Annotated in this window: 22 protein-coding genes and 1 pseudogene; 9 read left to right on the top strand and 14 right to left on the bottom strand. The window is 62.3% G+C overall.

The window, feature by feature from the left end; translation table 11 throughout:
* The first annotated feature begins 183 nt into the window (after window positions 1-183).
* Window positions 184-812: pseudogene (locus tag ACFXS9_RS10470) on the top strand (cation transporter).
* 140 nt (window positions 813-952) lie between these two features.
* On the opposite strand, the gene ACFXS9_RS10465 reads toward ACFXS9_RS10470, so the two are convergent.
* From ACFXS9_RS10465 to ACFXS9_RS10445, 5 genes are all read right to left on the bottom strand, one after another.
* Window positions 953-1,708, bottom strand: coding sequence for a c-type cytochrome (locus tag ACFXS9_RS10465; protein ID WP_392688365.1), 756 nt, complete (start codon window positions 1,706-1,708; stop codon window positions 953-955).
* 8 nt (window positions 1,709-1,716) lie between these two features.
* Entirely contained in the window at window positions 1,717-4,908 is a 3,192-nt protein-coding gene (locus ACFXS9_RS10460) for an efflux RND transporter permease subunit (RefSeq protein ID WP_392688363.1), read from the bottom strand.
* Window positions 4,905-6,308, bottom strand: coding sequence for an efflux RND transporter periplasmic adaptor subunit (locus tag ACFXS9_RS10455; protein WP_392688361.1), 1,404 nt, complete (start codon window positions 6,306-6,308; stop codon window positions 4,905-4,907). Before ACFXS9_RS10455 ends, ACFXS9_RS10460 begins: the two co-directional genes overlap by 4 nt.
* A complete protein-coding gene (locus ACFXS9_RS10450) occupies window positions 6,305-6,712 on the bottom strand; it encodes a FixH family protein (protein ID WP_392699715.1) in 408 nt (135 codons plus the stop codon). The genes ACFXS9_RS10455 and ACFXS9_RS10450 overlap by 4 nt, the downstream gene beginning before the upstream one ends.
* 78 nt (window positions 6,713-6,790) lie before the next feature.
* A complete protein-coding gene (locus tag ACFXS9_RS10445; RefSeq protein WP_392688359.1) occupies window positions 6,791-7,162 on the bottom strand; it encodes a hypothetical protein in 372 nt (123 codons plus the stop codon).
* 220 nt (window positions 7,163-7,382) lie between these two features.
* Here ACFXS9_RS10445 and ACFXS9_RS10440 point away from each other — a divergent pair, with 220 nt between their 5' ends.
* The gene (locus ACFXS9_RS10440; protein WP_392688357.1) at window positions 7,383-7,787 is read left to right on the top strand and encodes a four-helix bundle copper-binding protein; all 405 of its coding nucleotides are present in this window, start codon (window positions 7,383-7,385) and stop codon (window positions 7,785-7,787) included.
* A gap of 10 nt (window positions 7,788-7,797) precedes the next feature.
* Here ACFXS9_RS10440 and ACFXS9_RS10435 read toward each other — a convergent pair whose 3' ends face one another.
* A complete protein-coding gene (locus ACFXS9_RS10435) occupies window positions 7,798-8,433 on the bottom strand; it encodes a class I SAM-dependent methyltransferase (RefSeq protein WP_392688354.1) in 636 nt (211 codons plus the stop codon).
* A gap of 271 nt (window positions 8,434-8,704) precedes the next feature.
* On the opposite strand from ACFXS9_RS10435, the gene ACFXS9_RS10430 reads away from it, so the two are divergent.
* Genes ACFXS9_RS10430 through ACFXS9_RS10410 form a run of 5 tightly spaced genes read left to right on the top strand, consistent with a single transcriptional unit; the run spans window position 8,705 to window position 10,687 of the window.
* Window positions 8,705-9,028, top strand: coding sequence for a helix-turn-helix transcriptional regulator (locus ACFXS9_RS10430; RefSeq protein ID WP_028346443.1), 324 nt, complete (start codon window positions 8,705-8,707; stop codon window positions 9,026-9,028).
* Window positions 9,025-9,456, top strand: a complete 432-nt coding sequence (locus tag ACFXS9_RS10425) for an SRPBCC domain-containing protein (RefSeq protein ID WP_392688351.1) — start codon at window positions 9,025-9,027, stop codon at window positions 9,454-9,456. The genes ACFXS9_RS10430 and ACFXS9_RS10425 overlap by 4 nt, the downstream gene beginning before the upstream one ends.
* Before the next feature lie 53 nt (window positions 9,457-9,509).
* On the top strand, window positions 9,510-9,716 hold the full coding sequence (locus tag ACFXS9_RS10420) for a hypothetical protein (protein WP_392688350.1): 207 nt from the start codon (window positions 9,510-9,512) through the stop codon (window positions 9,714-9,716).
* A gap of 25 nt (window positions 9,717-9,741) precedes the next feature.
* Window positions 9,742-10,212, top strand: coding sequence for a DUF1801 domain-containing protein (locus ACFXS9_RS10415; RefSeq protein WP_392688348.1), 471 nt, complete (start codon window positions 9,742-9,744; stop codon window positions 10,210-10,212).
* A 16-nt stretch (window positions 10,213-10,228) separates the two neighbouring features.
* Window positions 10,229-10,687 carry a DUF1801 domain-containing protein gene (locus ACFXS9_RS10410; RefSeq protein ID WP_392688345.1) on the top strand — a complete coding sequence of 153 codons (459 nt, stop codon included), beginning with the start codon at window positions 10,229-10,231 and terminating at the stop codon, window positions 10,685-10,687.
* Window positions 10,688-10,707: 20 nt separating this feature from the next.
* Here the strand turns inward: ACFXS9_RS10410 and ACFXS9_RS10405 are convergent, their stop codons facing one another.
* Window positions 10,708-10,923, bottom strand: a complete 216-nt coding sequence (locus ACFXS9_RS10405) for a hypothetical protein (protein WP_392688322.1) — start codon at window positions 10,921-10,923, stop codon at window positions 10,708-10,710.
* A gap of 199 nt (window positions 10,924-11,122) precedes the next feature.
* Entirely contained in the window at window positions 11,123-11,857 is a 735-nt protein-coding gene (locus ACFXS9_RS10400; protein WP_392688311.1) for a Crp/Fnr family transcriptional regulator, read from the bottom strand.
* Window positions 11,858-11,991: 134 nt separating this feature from the next.
* Here ACFXS9_RS10400 and ACFXS9_RS10395 point away from each other — a divergent pair, with 134 nt between their 5' ends.
* Window positions 11,992-12,195 (top strand): hypothetical protein, encoded by a 204-nt coding sequence (locus ACFXS9_RS10395; RefSeq protein ID WP_392688308.1) that lies wholly within the window; start codon window positions 11,992-11,994, stop codon window positions 12,193-12,195.
* 19 nt (window positions 12,196-12,214) lie between these two features.
* On the opposite strand, the gene ACFXS9_RS10390 is transcribed toward ACFXS9_RS10395, so the two are convergent.
* A complete protein-coding gene (locus ACFXS9_RS10390; protein ID WP_392688305.1) occupies window positions 12,215-12,445 on the bottom strand; it encodes a DUF6894 family protein in 231 nt (76 codons plus the stop codon).
* Between the two features lie 148 nt (window positions 12,446-12,593).
* Here ACFXS9_RS10390 and ACFXS9_RS10385 point away from each other — a divergent pair, with 148 nt between their 5' ends.
* Window positions 12,594-13,109: a hypothetical protein gene (locus tag ACFXS9_RS10385; protein WP_392688302.1), complete on the top strand. Its 516-nt coding sequence runs from the start codon at window positions 12,594-12,596 to the stop codon at window positions 13,107-13,109.
* Window positions 13,110-13,157: 48 nt separating this feature from the next.
* On the opposite strand, the gene ACFXS9_RS10380 is transcribed toward ACFXS9_RS10385, so the two are convergent.
* The 5 genes from ACFXS9_RS10380 to ACFXS9_RS10360 form a co-directional block, all read right to left on the bottom strand.
* The gene (locus ACFXS9_RS10380) at window positions 13,158-13,574 is read right to left on the bottom strand and encodes a GFA family protein (RefSeq protein ID WP_392688299.1); all 417 of its coding nucleotides are present in this window, start codon (window positions 13,572-13,574) and stop codon (window positions 13,158-13,160) included.
* Between the two features lie 36 nt (window positions 13,575-13,610).
* Entirely contained in the window at window positions 13,611-14,075 is a 465-nt protein-coding gene (locus ACFXS9_RS10375; protein ID WP_392688296.1) for an SRPBCC family protein, read from the bottom strand.
* Between the two features lie 2 nt (window positions 14,076-14,077).
* A complete protein-coding gene (locus ACFXS9_RS10370) occupies window positions 14,078-14,392 on the bottom strand; it encodes a helix-turn-helix transcriptional regulator (protein ID WP_028346460.1) in 315 nt (104 codons plus the stop codon).
* 116 nt (window positions 14,393-14,508) lie between these two features.
* Window positions 14,509-16,593, bottom strand: coding sequence for a xanthine dehydrogenase family protein molybdopterin-binding subunit (locus ACFXS9_RS10365; RefSeq protein ID WP_392688293.1), 2,085 nt, complete (start codon window positions 16,591-16,593; stop codon window positions 14,509-14,511).
* A gap of 11 nt (window positions 16,594-16,604) precedes the next feature.
* The gene (locus tag ACFXS9_RS10360; protein ID WP_392688291.1) at window positions 16,605-16,856 is read right to left on the bottom strand and encodes a hypothetical protein; all 252 of its coding nucleotides are present in this window, start codon (window positions 16,854-16,856) and stop codon (window positions 16,605-16,607) included.
* Between the last annotated feature and the right edge of the window lie 191 nt (window positions 16,857-17,047).

Genomic DNA, 17,047 nt, shown 5'->3' with positions numbered 1-17,047 from the left:
TCTGCTCGCGAGTCCCATCAGCCAGCGCGCGTAGCTCGGAACCCGGTGACGGATTCACGCAGTTTGTCAGGATCGTGATTGGCCAATGAATATGCAACGCAACACTCGCACTGCTCCAGGGTCGACCGTCGCTTTCCTGGTGACGTAATTGCGTAACACGCGCTTGGGTCCTATCTTCCGGCGATGGCTGATGCTTGTTGTACACCTCCGCCACTGAACTTGGACCGGAACCGCGGAAATCCGGCTTATCGCCGGGTTCTTTGGGTGGTCCTTGGCATCAATGCCGCCATGTTCCTCATCGAGATCGGCGCAGGCTTGGCGGCGGGATCGGCTTCGCTCCAAGCCGACGCGCTCGATTTTCTCGGCGACGCGGGAAACTATGCGATCAGCCTTTTTGTGGTTGGGATGGCACTGCGCTATCGCGCGTCAGCGGCGCTTGCCAAGGGCGCCACCATGGGAGCCTTCGGCCTCTGGGTAATTGCTATGGCCATCTGGCACGCAGCACAGGGGACGCTGCCGAGTGCATTCACCATGGGTGCGGTCGGCGTCATGGCCCTTGCCGCCAATGTTGCGTCATTCGGGTCTTACGGGCCTATCGCAACGGCGACGCCAACATGCGCTCGGCCTGGATTTGCACCCGTAACGACGTTCTAGGCAATCTCGCGGTGCTGCTGGCCGCGCTGGGCGTGTTTGGCACCGGTACCGGTTGGCCGGACGTGATTGTCGCTTCCTGCATGGCCGGACTTGCGCTTCAAGGCGCATTCGTGGTGGTGCGCCAATCCGTTGGTGAATTGAAGGCTCAACCAGCGTAGAAGGCGGCTGTGCAGTGTCTGTCCTTCGCTCAGACGGCGGCGACCTCAGAAAATGCTGCGAGTTACCAGCGCAACTGTCGGCCCAAACACCGCGCCCCGCCAACGTGCACAGCGCAATCGTCCACACGGTCGGTTACAGTCTAGCAGCGGCGCTCGACGAACTTCATGATCTCCTCCGGCGCCGAGAAGATCACGGCTGCCCGATCACCCATCATTCCTGCGCCCAAAAGAGCCGGCGCATCCTTCTCGGGCCCATCCTTACTGGTATCGGTCCTGAAGCGGAGGTTACGCTCCCAGAAGGCGCGTGTTTTGCCGTCGGCTGTGGTGACACGATAGGTGTCGCGGCAATAGCTGATGGTTTTGACCTGAATGGCCGCTTCAAGCGACCTAAGGTTTGGATCGGCGCCGCCGCCCATCATACCACCCATCATCCCTCCCATGCCGCCCCTCTGCCCCTGTTGCGCACTTTGGCTCGGCGCTGCACCGGGTTTGGTGGCTTCTTTCAGGAATGCCAGGAGGTCTGCTCGGATCGGAGCTTCCTTGATGCTCTCAAACGTCATCTCGTTGCCCGGAACGAGATGCTTCGGATCGGTCAACCATTGATCGAGCGTTCGGTCATCCCACGTCAATCCGGACGATTTCAACGCATCGGAAAAGCGATCGAAGCTTGGCAGCGTACCGGCCTTGCGTCCCCACAAATCGGCAAGGCTCGGTCCCGTCATGTTGCGCTCGCGCTCCAGCGAATGGCATGCTGCGCATGCCCTGAAATTACGTTCGCCGCGAGCAGCATTGCCTTGTTGCGCATGAAGAGAAGAGAAGCTGAGAACAGCCATAAGGGCCGAAGCAGCCGCCAACCTGAAGCTCGGCATCGTGCCGGAGATCGCTGCGTAAGTCATGGTTCACCTCATTCGGTTGGCTCCACAACGCGTGAGACTTTCTTCGATGGCTTTGCAATCGCCGCGACTGACTTGCCGCTTTCGGGATCGCCGGGCAATCCAAAGCCCTTGACGATGCCGAATACCGCCGGGATCACAATCAGCGTCAGCAAGGTCGAGGAAATCATGCCGCCGATCATCGGCACTGCGATGCGCTGCATGATCTCCGAGCCGGTGCCGCTGCTCCACATGATCGGGAGCAGCCCGGCCATGATGGCCACAACCGTCATCATCTTCGGCCGCACCCTCTCCACCGCGCCCTCCATGATGGCGTCGTAGAGATCACGCTTCGTCAGCGGCCGCTTCTCGGCGTCGCACCGAGCCCTGGCCTCAGCCAATGCCTGGTTTAGGTAGATCAGCATTACAACGCCGGTCTCCGCGGCGACACCGGCGAGTGCGATGAAGCCGACCGCGACCGCAACGGAAAGGTTGAAACCGAGCCACCACATCAGCCAGAGCCCGCCGACCAGCGCAAACGGCAGGGACAGCATCACGATCATCGTCTCGGTGACGGAGCGGAAGTTGAGATACAGCAGCAGGAAGATGATGAGCAGCGTCGCGGGAACGACAATTTTGAGCCTTGCGGTGGCGCGCTCGAGGTATTCGTATTGGCCGCTCCACATGACGTAGTAGCCGGGCGGGAACTGGATGCTGGCTTGCACGGCGCGCTGCGCCTCGGCGACGTAGCCGCCGAGATCGCGGTCGCGGATATCGACGTAGATGTAGGTCGCCAACTGCCCATTTTCGGTGCGGATCGAGGACGGTCCCCTCGCCGGCGCGACCTTTGCGACTTCCCCGAGCGGGACGGCGCCGCCGGCCGGCATCGGCACCAGCACGTCGCTTGCAATCGCCTTCGGATTGTCGCGCAAATCCCGCGGGTAGCGCATGTTGACGGAAAAGCGCTGGCGGCCCTCGACTGTCGTCGTGACCGTCTGTCCGCCAAGCGCAGTAGCGATGGTGTCCTGGACATCCTGAATCATGATGCCGTACCGCGCCATCGCTTCGCGGTCCGGCGTGATCTCCAAATAGTAGCCGCCGATGCCGCGCTCGGCGTACGCGGACGAGGTGCCGGGAACTCCCTTCAGGACCTGCTCGATCTGCTTGGCGAGCTTGTCGATCTCGACCAGATCGGTGCCGATCACCTTGACTCCGATCGGCGTGCGGATGCCAGTCGACAGCATGTCGATGCGGGCTTTGATCGGCATGGTCCATGCGTTGGAGACGCCGGGAAACTGCAGCGCCTTGTCCATTTCCGCGATGAGGCTGTCGATCGTTACGCCCGCCCGCCACTCCTGCTTCGGCTTGAGATTGACGACGGTCTCGTACATTTCCGATGGCGCCGGATCGGTTGCGGTCGCGGCGCGGCCTGCCTTGCCGTAGACGGATTCGACTTCCGGAAACGACCGGATGATCCGATCCTGGGTCTGCATCAGTTCAGCGGATTTGGTGATCGAGATGCCCGGCAATGTCGTCGGCATGTAGAGCAGCGTTCCCTCGTTCAGGTTCGGCATGAACTCGGTGCCGAGCTGACGGGCCGGCCAGGCGCTCACGGCCAGAATCGCGAGTGCGAGCAGGACGACCAACGTTTTGGCGCGCAACACACCGCTGATAACAGGACGGTAGATCCAGATCAGGAAACGGTTGATCGGATTCCTGTGCTCGGGAATGATTCTGCCGCGGATGAAGATCACCATCAGCGCCGGCACCAGCGTCACCGAAAGCAGCGCGGCGGCGGCCATGGCGAATGTCTTGGTGAACGCCAGCGGGCTGAACAGCCGCCCCTCCTGCTGCTCCAGCGTGAAGATCGGCATGAACGACACGGTGATGATCAAGAGGCTGAAGAACAGCGCCGGACCGACCTGCGCGGCCGCCTCGATCAGGATGGCCACCCGGGACTTTCCGGGCTCCGCTCGTTCGAGGTGCTTGTGGGCATTCTCGATCATGACGATTGCTGCATCCACCATGGCGCCGATGGCGATCGCGATGCCGCCAAGGCTCATGATGTTGGAGCCGAGCCCCAGCAGCTTCATGGCGCCGAACGCCATCAATATGCCGACCGGCAGCATCAGAATCGCAACCAGCGCACTGCGGACATGCAGCAGGAACACGATGCAGACCAGCGCAACGACGACGCTTTCCTCGAACAGCGTGTGCTTGAGCGTGTCGATAGCCGCGTAGATCAGGTTCGAGCGGTCGTAAACCGGCACGATCTCGACTGATTTCGGCAGGCTGCTGGCGATTTCCTGGAAACGCTTCTTGACGTTCTGGATCACATTGAGCGCGTTAACGCCGAAGCGCTGCAGCACGATGCCGCTTGCGACCTCGCCCTCCCCGTTCAGTTCGGTGATGCCGCGCCGCTCGTCGGGGCCGAGCTCCACCCGGGCCACGTCGCGAAGGAGCACCGGCGTGCCATTGCTCACCTTCAGCACGACGTTGCCGAGGTCGTTGATGCTCTTCAGGTAGCCTTTGCCACGGATGACGTATTCGAATTCGGACAGTTCGACGGTGCGGCCGCCGACATCGGCATTGCTGGCGCGGATCGCCTCGCGCATCTTCTGCATGGTGATGCCGCGGTCGCGCATGCGCTGCGGATCGAGGATCACATTGTACTGCTTGACGAAGCCGCCGACGCTCGCCACTTCGGCGACACCTTCGGCCTTGGCGAGCGCGAACTTCAGATTCCAGTCCTGGATCGCGCGCGTGTCGGAAAGGTTCAGCTCCTTCGACACGATAGCATATTGGTAAACCCAGCCGACGCCGGTCGCATCCGGGCCAATGGTCGGCGTCACGCCGGCGGGAATGCGTGAGGTCGCGGCGTTCAGGAATTCGAGCACCCGCGAGCGCGCCCAATAAATGTCCGTGCCGTCCTCGAAGATAACATAGACGAACGACACGCCGAAGAAGGAAAACCCGCGCACCACCTTCGATTTCGGCACCGTAAGCATCGCCGTGGTGAGCGGATAGGTGACCTGGTCCTCGATCACCTGAGGCGCCTGCCCTGGGTACTCCGTGTAGATGATCACCTGGGTGTCGGAGAGGTCGGGAATGGCGTCCAGCGGCAGATGGACGAGCGCGTAGACGCCGGCCGCAGCGGCGAAGCCGCTGCCGAATAGCACCAGCAGGAGGTTACGAGCCGACCAAGCGATCAAGCGGGCGATCATGGCTGGGCTCCTTGGGCAAAGCCCTTCAGCGCCGCCTTCAGGTTGCTTTCGGCGTCGATCAGGAAATTGGCTGATATGACGACGGGCTCGCCGTCTTTCAGCCCGCTGCGGATTTCGACCAGTCCGTCTCCCCGACGGCCGATCTTGACCTCGCGGGGCTCGAATCGTCCCTCACCCCTGTCAACCAGAACGACCTGGCGCGCCCCCGTATCGAGCACTGAGCTGTCGGGAACGGCCAAGACAGGCTCCGCGCCGCCAATCTCGACGTCCGCGTCCACATACATGTCCGGCAGCAATGCGAGGTCGGGATTTGCGAGTTCGATCCGAACGCGGGCTGTCCGCGTCTCGCGGTTGACCTGGGGATAAATGACCGAGATCTTTCCGGAGAAGTCCCGCCCCGGGAAGCTGCGCGCGCGCACGGTTACGCCTTGTCCGACCGCAAGCGAGCCGAGATCACGCTCGGCTATATCAATTATCGCCCAGACCACCGAGGTATCGGCGACGCGGAAGAGCACGTCGCCCGGTTGAGCTCGCATACCCTGGACGGCGTTGCGTTCCAGCACGATGCCGTCCCGTGGGGCCGACCAGGCGACAGTCACCGGGACGACCCGCGTTCTCTCGACCTCGCTGATTACCGCGTCGGGCACGTCAAGGTTCATCAACCGCTGCCGTGAACCGCGTCCGTAGGACGGTTCGCCCGCCGTAGTCTTGGACGTCAATGTCGTCACATACTCTGCGGCCGCACTGGAAACTGCCGGACTGTAAACCTGCATCAGCGGCTGACCTTTTTTGACAAAAGTGCCAGTCGTGACGTCGGCAACTGTTTGCAGGTAGGTTTCCGCACGCATCGCGATGACTGAGACTCGACGCTCGTCGAGTTGGATCGTGCCTGGCGCCCGCACGACCGTCCGGATCGGGCGAGTAGCCGCCGGCTCCGATTTGACGCCGGTGCGCTGAATCTTTCCCGGCGAGACCTTGACCGATCCGTCGTCGCTGTCCTCGCCCTCATAGACGGGGATGTAATCCATCCCCATCGAATCCTTCTTGGGCGTCGGCGAGACATCCGGCAACCCCATCGGATTGCGGTAGTACTTGATCTTGCGGTCGGCCGGCGGAGCCGCCGCGCTTTCCTGCGGCGGACCGACAAAACTGATGTCGGCGCCCGGCGGAACGGCGAGGTAGTCGCGGCCATCGGGCGTCTTCTTCGGCGTCAGCGAGTAGAACGGCTTGCCGTCCGGATCCTGATAGTAGATCGCGGCGCCCGCTGGTTCGCTCGCCTGGGCCATGACGCGGGCATGCTCGGTCTCGCCGCGCGGCCACAGATAGGGACGCGCGAGAACGCCGGCGATCACGGCAGCGGTGACGGCAGCAGCGAGCGCGATCTGAGCTGACCGGTTCATTTGTCGGCCTGAATGACGAGCTTGTTGTCAACCGTGCCGGTTTCGCCCTGCACTTTTGCGCCGAGCGACAATTGCCAGCGCCCGGCCATGCTGAAATCGGCCTTGAAGCGGTAGGTGCCCGGCTCCGATCCCGGCAGCGGCGTGACCTCGGTCACCATCTCTTGCATCGCATCCGGCGCCATATCGAGACGCGTCGCAAAGATCACCGCGTCCGGAACGGCCTTGCCGGTTGCCTTGTCGATGAGCTTGACGGCGAAGGTCCTGTCGCGACCGGTCTTCACCGTCGGTTCGACGAGCTTGAACTCGTAGTTTTTGATATCGGCGAGCGCGACGGTCGCGGCGCATGTCAGGGCAGCGCCGGTCAGCGCAACCCGCAGGTCGCGCGAAAACTGAATAGCCTTCATCATGGTATCCTCGATCTACTGGTCAGCCGCTATGGCGGCATGGGCGCGTGCGCCACAAAGCGCCGCGAGACTTCGGCGTTACGCCGAAAGGACCAGGGACCGGGGAGGTTTTGGAGGGGGTGAATACCCGAGGCTGTCTACTTCCGGATCGCTGCCGGGCAGCAGCGTGCGAAGGGTCACGGGCTGGATTTCGGCAATGCCGGCCGGCAGCGGCGCCTGCAACGTCGTCGACACGCAAAGCGCCATCAGCGGGCACTGGTCGCAATCGACCGGGGCCGATTTGTCCGGGCAGCACGGCATGTCGTCAGACATGGCCGCGTCATCGGACATCGCCGTCATGGCCATTGGTGCCATGGCGCCCGTATTCGCCCGTGCCGTGAGCGGGGCGAGAACGAGGCTGACGATCACAAAAATCGCCAGCAGCCGGCAAAGGTGAATCGAGTATTTCACGGGTCCAGTTTCGCACATCCCGGGCCATGATGGGAAGCGGAGTTCCATCACGAAACCGCGGGTTTGCTTAACATATGCGAGCCGGAGAAGACCGCATTGCGATGAATCAAAGCCCTGACCCCAATTCATATTGGCCGGTTGCCCAGAACATTTTTCAATGCCGCGACTTGAGCCAGTGACCGCCCCCGGCGGTGGTCTTTCCTCAGCAAGGAGCCCAGCCATGTACGCCCGCGAAATGATTGGCACTCACCCGGCCGTCCAAGGCCAGATCAGCGACGCCCTGATCCGTTGCATCGAGGAATGCTACTCCTGCGCCCAGACCTGCACCTCCTGCGCCGACGCCTGCCTGTCGGAGCGCATGGTTCAGGAGCTGACCCAATGCATCCGGCTCGATCAGGATTGCGCCGATATCTGCAATATCACCGGCCGCATCATGACCCGCCGAACGGGTTTCGACGACGAAGTGATGCGCCGCATGCTCAGCGTCTGCGCCGCCGCATGCCGGCTATGCGCGGAGGAATGCCAGCGGCACGCAGCCACGCACGAACATTGCCGCATCTGCGCGGAAAGCTGCCGCCGCTGCATGGAAGCTTGCCAGGAGGTCTCACGCGGCATGGCGCATTAGCGCGCGGCGATCAGCCCTCGTGCCGGAACACGCTGAACTGAAAGGCCTGCCGGGACTGCCACGGCGTAGCGTGCTCGTGCCGCTGCGTATGAACCAGCTTGAACGCTGTGCCGAGCGTCCGTCCGAGACTCTCGCTGTCGTAGCGCGCGACCGGCAGACCGCTGCACTTTTCAGGGCCGTCAGGCGCGAAGGTAGCGATGATGGCGTGCCCCCCGATCTTCAGGCCCCGCTTGAGGCGCGCAATGTAGGCGGCGCGATCGCCTGGGTCGGTGAGAAAGTGGAACGCTGCCCGATCGTGCCAGATGTCGTAGGGCTTGACCGGCTCCCAGGTCGTCGCGTCCGCGACGATCCAGCTAACCCGCTCGGCGCTGGCGCCAAGGTGGCTCTCCAGGCGGCGCTTGGCAGCGGCCAACGCCGCGGCGGAAAGATCGAGCACGGTGACATCCTCAAGTCCCCGCTCGACGAGACTGTCGACCAGCCGCGAAGCGCCGCCGCCGATGTCGATGATGGCCGACTTGTGCGTCACCCCCGCCTGCACGATCAGGTCGAGCGAAGGAGTCGGGCTTTGCTGAAACCAGCTAACCTCGTTCTCGCCCTTTGTCGTGTAGACGTTCTCCCAATGGGCCTGACGGCCGGCATCTCCCATAGGACCCTTCCCTCGCCGCATATGACGCTGAGTATCTGGTTATCCGTACCGTCCTCGACAACGAGGGGCGACCATGCCGTCGGCGCTCGCGCCCGCAGCTCGACTTCGCAAGATCAAGATAATGCATAACCTACACGGCATGCGTTCAACGGTAGCTTACTGACGTCAAATTGCATTGTTGGTGACGGTTTCAGCCGTTTTTTTCCCACTTGACCAACACATATCCCGTCGGTTATGCATCTATCAATAACCAACAAGTTATCGATTTCCAATGCCCAACGCTCATGATGTGCTGTTCAGAACACTCGCCGACCCGAGCCGTCGGGCGATCTTCGAGCGGCTGTGCCGCGAAGGAGAACAGACGGTCGGGGCCCTGACAGCCCGAGCCGGGATCTCGCAGCCGGCGGTCTCGAAGCATCTTGGCGTTCTGAAACAGGCGGGGCTGGTGCGCGATCGCCACGAAGGCCGCCAGACCCACTATAGCGCACAGCTCGGCGCCCTCGCCCCGCTGATCGACTGGACAAGCGAGATGGCCGGGTTCTGGCAGAGGCGGTTCGACGATCTCGAAGATCTGCTCAAACGGATGGACCAATGACCAATCGTGCGACCGAAACGCGTTCCGTCGTCGTCGAACGCGAAATAGCTCACCCGCCGGAAAAGCTGTGGCGCGCGCTGACGCTACCGCACCTGATCGAGGAGTGGCTGATGAAGAACGACTTCAAGCCCGTCGTGGGTCACCATTTCAATCTTCGCGGCGATTGGGGTGGCGTCCTGGACTGCGAGGTCCTTGCCATCGAGCCGAACAAGGCGCTGTCGTACACCTGGAATTTCAAGCACGACGATGCGGCCTTCAATCTAGAAAGTGTCGTGACTTTCACGCTGACGCCAACGCCCACAGGCACCCTCCTGCGCATGGAGCAGACCGGTTTCCGGCCGGATCAGAAGCAGGCCTATGGCGGCGCCCACGCCGGATGGAAGCAATTTTTCGCGAAGCTGGAAGAACTCGTGGCGCGGACGGATTGAACCGCCGCGTCACGCTCCGGCTCGTCTGCAAAAGTCTGCAAAAGGAGGGCTCATTGAACTGGAACACGTGGATTCGGCAGATTCACCGCTGGCTGTCGATTGCCTTCATGGTGACCGTCGTCGCCAATTTCATTGCCATGGTACTGGGGGAGCCTTCCCCGTGGATGGTATACTCCCCATTGCCGCCGCTCTTTTTACTGATGTTCACCGGCCTGTACATGTTCGTGCTGCCCTACGCCGCCAAATGGCGCAGTGGCTGACGTACCGGCGACAGGAGCGAACACAATGGCGCAAACGACGTCGAGAAGGCCGGCGAAGATCGCAAAGAAGGCCGCCGCCAAGCAGGCTACCGCAAAGCCCGTCCTGCTCTCAGGCGGCAATCCTCAGATCGCAAAGGGATACGGCGATGCCCCCGTGCAGGCCTACATCGCGGCCATGCCGGGCTGGAAACGCGACGTCGGACGTCACCTCGACGCGCTGATCGTCCGCACGGTCTCCGGCGTGCACAAGGCGGTCAAATGGAATTCGCCCTTTTATGGCGTCGAGGACCAAGGCGGCTGGTTCCTCAGCTTTCATTGCTTCACGAAGTACGTCAAAGTGACTTTCTTCCGCGGCACGTCTCTCCGCCCTGTCCCGCCCGGCGAGTCAAAGCACAAGGAAGTGCGCTATCTCGACATCTATGAGGACGGCCTTGACGAAGCGCAGCTTGTTGCCTGGGTGAAGCAGGCGAGCCAATTGCCCGGCGAACGATTGTGAGCGAATGACAACAGCCATGAAGAAAGCAACAATGAAGAAGAGCGGCGCGAGCGAAGGAAAAGGCGGAAGCTCTCCCTCTCAGCACATCGATGCGCGAATCAAGGAGCTGGGCGACTGGCGCGGCGAGATGCTCGCGCGGATTCGAAGCATCATCAAGCAGGCCGATCCCGAAGTGGTGGAGGAGTGGAAGTGGCGCGGCGTTCCGGTGTGGGAGCACGACGGCATCATCTGCACCGGAGAGACCTACAAGGCGGCCGTGAAGATGACCTTCGCCAAGGGCGCCTCGCTGGAGGACCCGTCAGGCCTCTTCAACTCCAGCCTGGAAGGCAACACCCGGCGCGCCATCGATTTCCATGATGGCGACAAGATCGACGAAAAGGCATTGAAGGCGCTCATTCGCGAGGCTGTAGCACTGAATACGTCGAAGCGAGCAGCCGCACGACCCAGCGTTCGGAAGAAATCAAAGAGCGCTTGAGCAAACGACGGCGTTGGCCATCACCGAGGATGAAGCTGCAGCTCCAGCAATGCGAGCCGTTGCAGGACAACCGGGTCACGCTCTCCGCTGTGAGCGGCGCGCAGGATCGCTTCCGCGATCAATTGAACGTGGTGAGAATGGGCGGGCTCCGGGAGCGTAGCGACGGCGGCGTCAAGCGCCTGCTCCATCACCGAGATGACCTCGGGCGGGAACGACGCGTTTGCAAAATCCTTCATGGCCGGCGGCTAAAAGAAAGCGGTCGCCGATGCGCCATGTAGACGGGACCGCATCGGCAGCCGCTCGAGTTCATGTGTCTATCCCTGACACGTATTGCATAATTTTCCCGAACTCGAATCGTTCCAATGAGGTGAACAAAATCGCCGCGTCCGATCGAGCGAACGCGGCTGGACCGCCGCCACCGCACGTTCGGACGCTTCAAGCGGCCGGATCCTGGTGCAGGTAACGGTCGTCAAACTGTGCCAATTCCGCGAGCTTTGTTTCGTCCAGCACGCGCACTTGCCCTCTGCCGACATCGACGATCCCGTCCTCACGCAATTGCCTGATGATGCGGTTCGCATGCACCGGCGTGATGCCCAGCGCCTCGCCGATCTGCTCCTGGGTAAGCGGGAATTCGAACGTGGCAGGCGACGCGCCTCCCCTGATTGCAAGGAGGCGCTCGCGAAGTTCGAGCGCGATATGGACAAGCCGGGCCGGCGCCGGCCGCTGTCCGACATTGACGATCCACTCCCGAAATATCGCGGCATCGATCAAGGTGTCGCGCCAGAGCGCATCTGCAACATTGGGTCTGGCGTGCGTCAGGTCTAGCAGCGAGGCATGACTGATGAACCCTAGGGTCGAGGGCACCAGCGTTGCGAGATCATGGTCCATCCTGCGCAGGTGCAAACTCTGAAGGTCGGGAATCTCGCCGGGGATATGAATCGAGAGAATTTGCCGCTGGCCGGCCTCTGTCGTTTTGGAACGGATACAGAAGCCCTCGATGATCAGGCAGCATCCCGACGGACGTTCACCGTCAGATACGATGGCTCTTGCGCCTTCCCAGTAGCGAACTGCAATCGGAAGCGAACGGATCGCGGCAATGTCAGCCGGATCGAGTTTCGAGACGGTATTGAGCCGCCGCAACAAGCTTGCCAACACCGAATCGCGATCCACGCGCCTGTCCCGTTCGATTGAATGATCTTCTGCCTCTGAGTGAAACGAAACTTGCCCGATGCCGGTTCCAAACAAAGGTTAAGGATAGGGTTGCCGGAACGTGGAAGGATCGAAGCCAGCCAGGAGATCCGTCCATGAAGAAAAAGCGTAATCGCGGCCGCCCCACACTGTCGCTTCAGGAGCGCCTCAAACAAATTGCCTTTCGCGCCCGCGAAAAGGCCGAGAGCTCACCTCCAGGACAGGAGCGTGATCGATTGATACGGGCAGCGGTCGCGACCGAGTCGGCAGCGGCCATCGAACGCTGGTTGACGTCACCTGGATTGCAGCGCCCGAAATAGCGCTGCGGTCTTGCGACCCCTATCGCGCTTTGCCGGCGCAGACGTGAATGACATACACCGGATTTGCGAACTCATCGGTGACTTCCATCCGCCAGTCCTTGCCCGGACGCAGCCGTCCATCGAGATCCTGGATGATCTGTCCCGCCGTCACGGTCGCCTCCCGCCAGGCGGCTTGCCGATCGGGCAGTTCTTCGCCTTCCTCGTCCGGTTCAGCCCTTTCGTGATACACGTTGAAGAAGTAACGCGGCATGAGGACTGTTCCTAATGTCGGGCAGCCTTTCGCTCGATCCGTACGCCTTTGAGCTTCGCGGTCGCTTTTTTCGGGATGGCTTCCTCACCGCGATGTCCGTTTTCTGCGTCGGCTGCATGACACAGTAGTGAAGTCACGACCCTGCTAAATGTTCCTGCGCCGGAACGCAGTCGCCGCCGCGCGGCGCATGCTTGCGATCGAGCAAGAACAGCGGCGCGGTGCGCGGCCGTCCGCCTCTCTGATATGGAACGAATTGAAAAAAGCGGGCTTGATTCTCCGCTCTGCAGTCCGGGAGTTGTTGATGCGTACCGTCGGCTCGGGTCCGTCGATTGTGCCACACGGTGACGAACACGACGTCTATATCGTCGAGCATGACTCCCGCGAGCACGGCCGGGTCTGGGCAGAAGTCAGTTCCGAGAGCCCGGGATTCGAGCCGGTTGTAATGGACCTGCTCACCGGCCAGTACACCAATCCGATCCGGGTGGTTGCTTTCAACGTCGCCGCGGGGTGGTGTCGTGACGCTTCGGTGGAAGTCGCGCACGAGCTGCGGCGACGCTGCGACCTCCAGCTACGCGACATTCCGTTTTTCCTGCAGGATTTTGTCGATCGCTACGAAGGCCGCTATCAGGACGTCCAGTTGCCGCTGCCGATGCGGCTGTACTAGCCAAGGCCCGATCAGAGCCGCCGGCGTTCGTGTGGCTCCCGGCAACATTTAGCCAGGCGGCATTCGCTCGAACTTCTGCAGCGAGGAATCCATTATGTCCCAGGCATGGCCGCGGATGCCGTACGTAATCACTTGCGGATTGAACTGGCTTGGGTCGTCCAGGCTGGCCGCGTGGACCGCTATCGGTTCCGGGTTGGCGACGAATGTCAGGTAGACCGGCGCTCCACAGGTCGGGCAGAAGGCGTGGACCTTTTCATTTCCATTGTCGTCCGCCACCCGCCATTCTTTCGCTTCGCCCGTAATTGCCACATCGGCTCGCCGGGGAAAGACCAGGTAGGATCCATGGCCCGTGCCGCTTCGTTTCTGGCAATCGCGGCATTGGCAGTGGCTCTCGACGATAGGTTCGCTGCTCGTCTCAAAACGGATCGCGCCGCACGCACACCCGCCGATAAAGGGCTTGGTCATGGTCATTCTCCCGCTTCTGCTTGACACGACAAGGGATCAGGCCGATTTCGGCTTAGCGAAGACGTCGAGGCCGTGGCCGGTTTCCAGCAAGGATTTCAGGCTGGCGAGCACGACCGGCCAACCTTTCTTGATGCCGTTCGCCATCCCGCTGCCGGCTACGAGTTCGTCATGTGTGACCGTCAGCCGGACCATGTCCTCGTATTCCTCGGTCTCGAACGTCACCCGGCTGTAGGCGGAAGGATCGGAGGCCTGCGACGCATTCGCCCAGGTGATGACGAGACGGGTTGGTGGCGAGACCTCGACGACCTTGCCGACCAGTTCGACGGTCCGTTGATCATTGGCGCGGACGTGCTCCCATTTCGATCCGGGATTCCAGTCAGAGACGTTCTCGTGGCCCCAGTATCGCCTTGCGATCTCCGGCTTCGTGATGGCCTCGAACACCTTTTCCGGCGTCGAGCGAATATAGGTCACGTAGACAAAACTGGTCGTCTCTTTGGTCATTGTCATTCTCCTTCGAGTTCTTTCTTCAGATCGTGCAGCAGGCTGAGCCGCTGTCGTTCGAATTTCCGCACCCACCGCTCGTAGACCTCATGAAGCGGCACCGGATTGATGAAGTGCAGCTTCTCCCGGCCGCGCCTGACCGTGCTCACCAGATTGGCCGCCTCCAGGATTTCGAGGTGCTGCGTGGCGGATTGCCGGGCCATGTCCAGGTTTTCGCAAAGTTGGCCGAGCGTCTGCCCGTTCTTCTCACAGAGAAGATCAAGCAGCTTTCTGCGTGTCGGGTCGCCCAGCGCTTTGAAAACCTTGTCGGCCTGCATGGTCTCACTCTATGAAGAACATAATATGCAGGTAAACACCTGCATGTCAAGCAACAGCCAAGCCCATCCAGCAAGTCATTCGTCACCTTGCTGTGATTAGGGACGGACGATCAGGACTATTGATCGGCGGACGTGGTGTCCGTGCGCTGACGCGATCGCGCTTCTGCGGCCTGGATCGCGCGCCAGATGCGGGAGGGCGTTGCGGGCATGTCGAGATGGCGCACGCCGAGCGGCGCCAGCGCGTTCATCACGGCGTTCATGATGGTGGCGGGTGCTGCGATGGCGCCCGCCTGACCGCTTCCCTTGACGCCGAGCCGGTTGGCACGGCTTGGAAAATCAGGCGTGAGATCGCCCTCGAACGCGGGAAGATCGCCTGCGCGCGGCAGCGCATAATCCATCAGCGAGCCCGACAGAATCTGTCCTGTCTCCGCATCGAACAGCGCGTGCTCGAACAACGCCTGCCCGATGCCTTGCGCGACGCCGCCATGCACCTGCCCCAGCGTCTGGCGGGGATCGAGCAGGCGGCCGTAATCATCAAAGATGACGTAGCGATCGAGCCTCACCTCGCCGGTCTCAGTGTCGATCTCGACTTCCGCAACATGGCAGCCGTTGGGAAACGTATAGCGGTCGCACAGATGGGTCGCCCTGTACGCCAGGCCGGGTGCGACATCGTCGCCGGCTAGCTGATAGGAAGCGCGCGCCACCTCATCGAGGCCGATCTCCTGCCCGGTCGCAGCCACGCGCAACTGGCCTGCTTCATACTGAACCGCATCCACGCCGGCCTGCAGCAGGCGCGCGGCAAGCCGCCGCGCATTTTCGATCAGGCCTTCCGCCGCCATCAATAGTGCGGTGCCACCCTGGTGCATGGAGCGCGCCCCGCCATGGCCGCCGCCGGAATCGAGATCGTTCGTATCGCCCTGCCGAAACCGGAAGCGCTCCAGCGGCAGGCCGAGCGCGTCGGCGGCGATCCGGGCGTAGGTGGTCTCATGGCCCTGGCCGCTGGAATGCGTGCCGACCTTCAGGTCGATCAGGCCATCGTCACCGAACTGCACTTCCGCCACTTCATTGGGCTGGCCGCGCGCTGTCTCGAGAAAGCAGGCAAGCCCGAGGCCGCGCAGCCGGCGCAGCTTGCGTGAATTTTTCTGGCGCGCCTTGAAACCCTCCGCGGCAGCGGCGGCGTGATCGATCGCGTGGGCAAAGCTGCCCTGCTCGACCGAAAGTCCCATCGCGCTGCTGTAAGGGAAGCGACGCATGATGTTCTTGCGCCGCAGCTTCAGCGCATCCATTCCGAGCTCGGCGGCTGCGATATCGATGCAGCGCTCGATCAGATAGTTCGCCTCCGGCTTGCCGGCGCCGCGATAGGCATCGACCGGCGTCGTATTGGTGAACACGCCCTTGGTCTCGAATGCGATCAGCGGAATGTCGTAGACGCCGCCCATCGCGCTTGCCATCGCCATGGTGGGCACGGCCGGCGCCACCGTCGAGACATAGGCGCCGAGATTGGCGAACACCCTGGTGTCGAGCGCCAGGAAGCGGCCATCGCGATCGAGCGCCAGGCGTGCCCTGATGATGCTGTCGCGGCCATGCGCGGAGCCGGTAAAGTCCTCGCTGCGATCGCCGATCCACGTGACGGGACGGCCGAGGCGGCGCGCCGCCCACAGCACCAGCACCCATTCCGGATAGAGCACGTTCTTCATCCCGAAGCCGCCGCCAACGTCGGGAATGCTGACGCGAAGTTTTTCCCGGCCGATACGAAAGACACCGTCGGCGAGCAGGTCGCGGATGGCATGGGCGCCGGCGGCCGAGGCGGTCAGGTGCAGCCGGCCGCTCGCGGCATCGAACTGCCCTATCGCGCCGCGTGTCTCCAACGGCGCGGCGACGACGCGGTTGTTGACCAGCTCGCATTCCACGACGTGCGCGGCGTCGCGGATCGCCGCTTCCACTGGGCCGATCTCGCCGCGGTTGAACTGGAACGCGATGTTGCCAGTAGCCTCCGGCCAGATCGACGGGGCATTCGGCAGAATCGCGGCTGCGATCGCGACAACCGGCGGCAGCGGCTCATAGTCGACGACGATAGCCTCGGCGGCATCGCGCGCGGCTTCAATGGTTTCCGCAACCACGAACGCGACCGGCTCCCCGACATGGCGCACCACGCCGCGCGCCAGCGCGTGACAGGGCGGCACCACGAGCGGCTTGGTCATCGGGATACTGGTCACCGCGCACGGCAACGGGCCGATATCGTCGGATGCCAATTCGGCCCCGTGAGCACGGCCGCGACGCCGGGCATCCTGCGCGCTGTTTCGATGCCGATCGCGGTGATGCGCGCATGCGCGTGCGGCGACCGAACGACGACGCCATGAAGCGCGTCTGGCGCCACGAGATCGGCGACGTAGCGCCCGCGCCCCTGCACGAAGCGCGCGTCTTCAAGGCGGTCGAGGCTGCGCCCCAATAACGGTTCGGTCATGTGAAGCTGTATGGAGTTAGGCGGCGGCAAAGGCAATCGGAAGCCCCCGTCATCCTGGCCGGCATCGGTCAGATGCGAAATCACCAATGAAATCAACGAGATTCGTCAAGACCATTGCGTAGGGAATGCCGGGCGTTTCGGTGCGACCGCAATGACGACCGCCTGCTTACGGGCTGGGGGTGCACCGTGCA

This window comes from Bradyrhizobium sp. RDI18, from assembly GCF_043203335.1.
GTDB classification, from domain to species: Bacteria; Pseudomonadota; Alphaproteobacteria; order Rhizobiales; family Xanthobacteraceae; genus Bradyrhizobium; species Bradyrhizobium retamae.
Note: the sequence above shows the minus strand (reverse complement) of the source record. Positions and strands in the feature narration are given on the sequence as shown.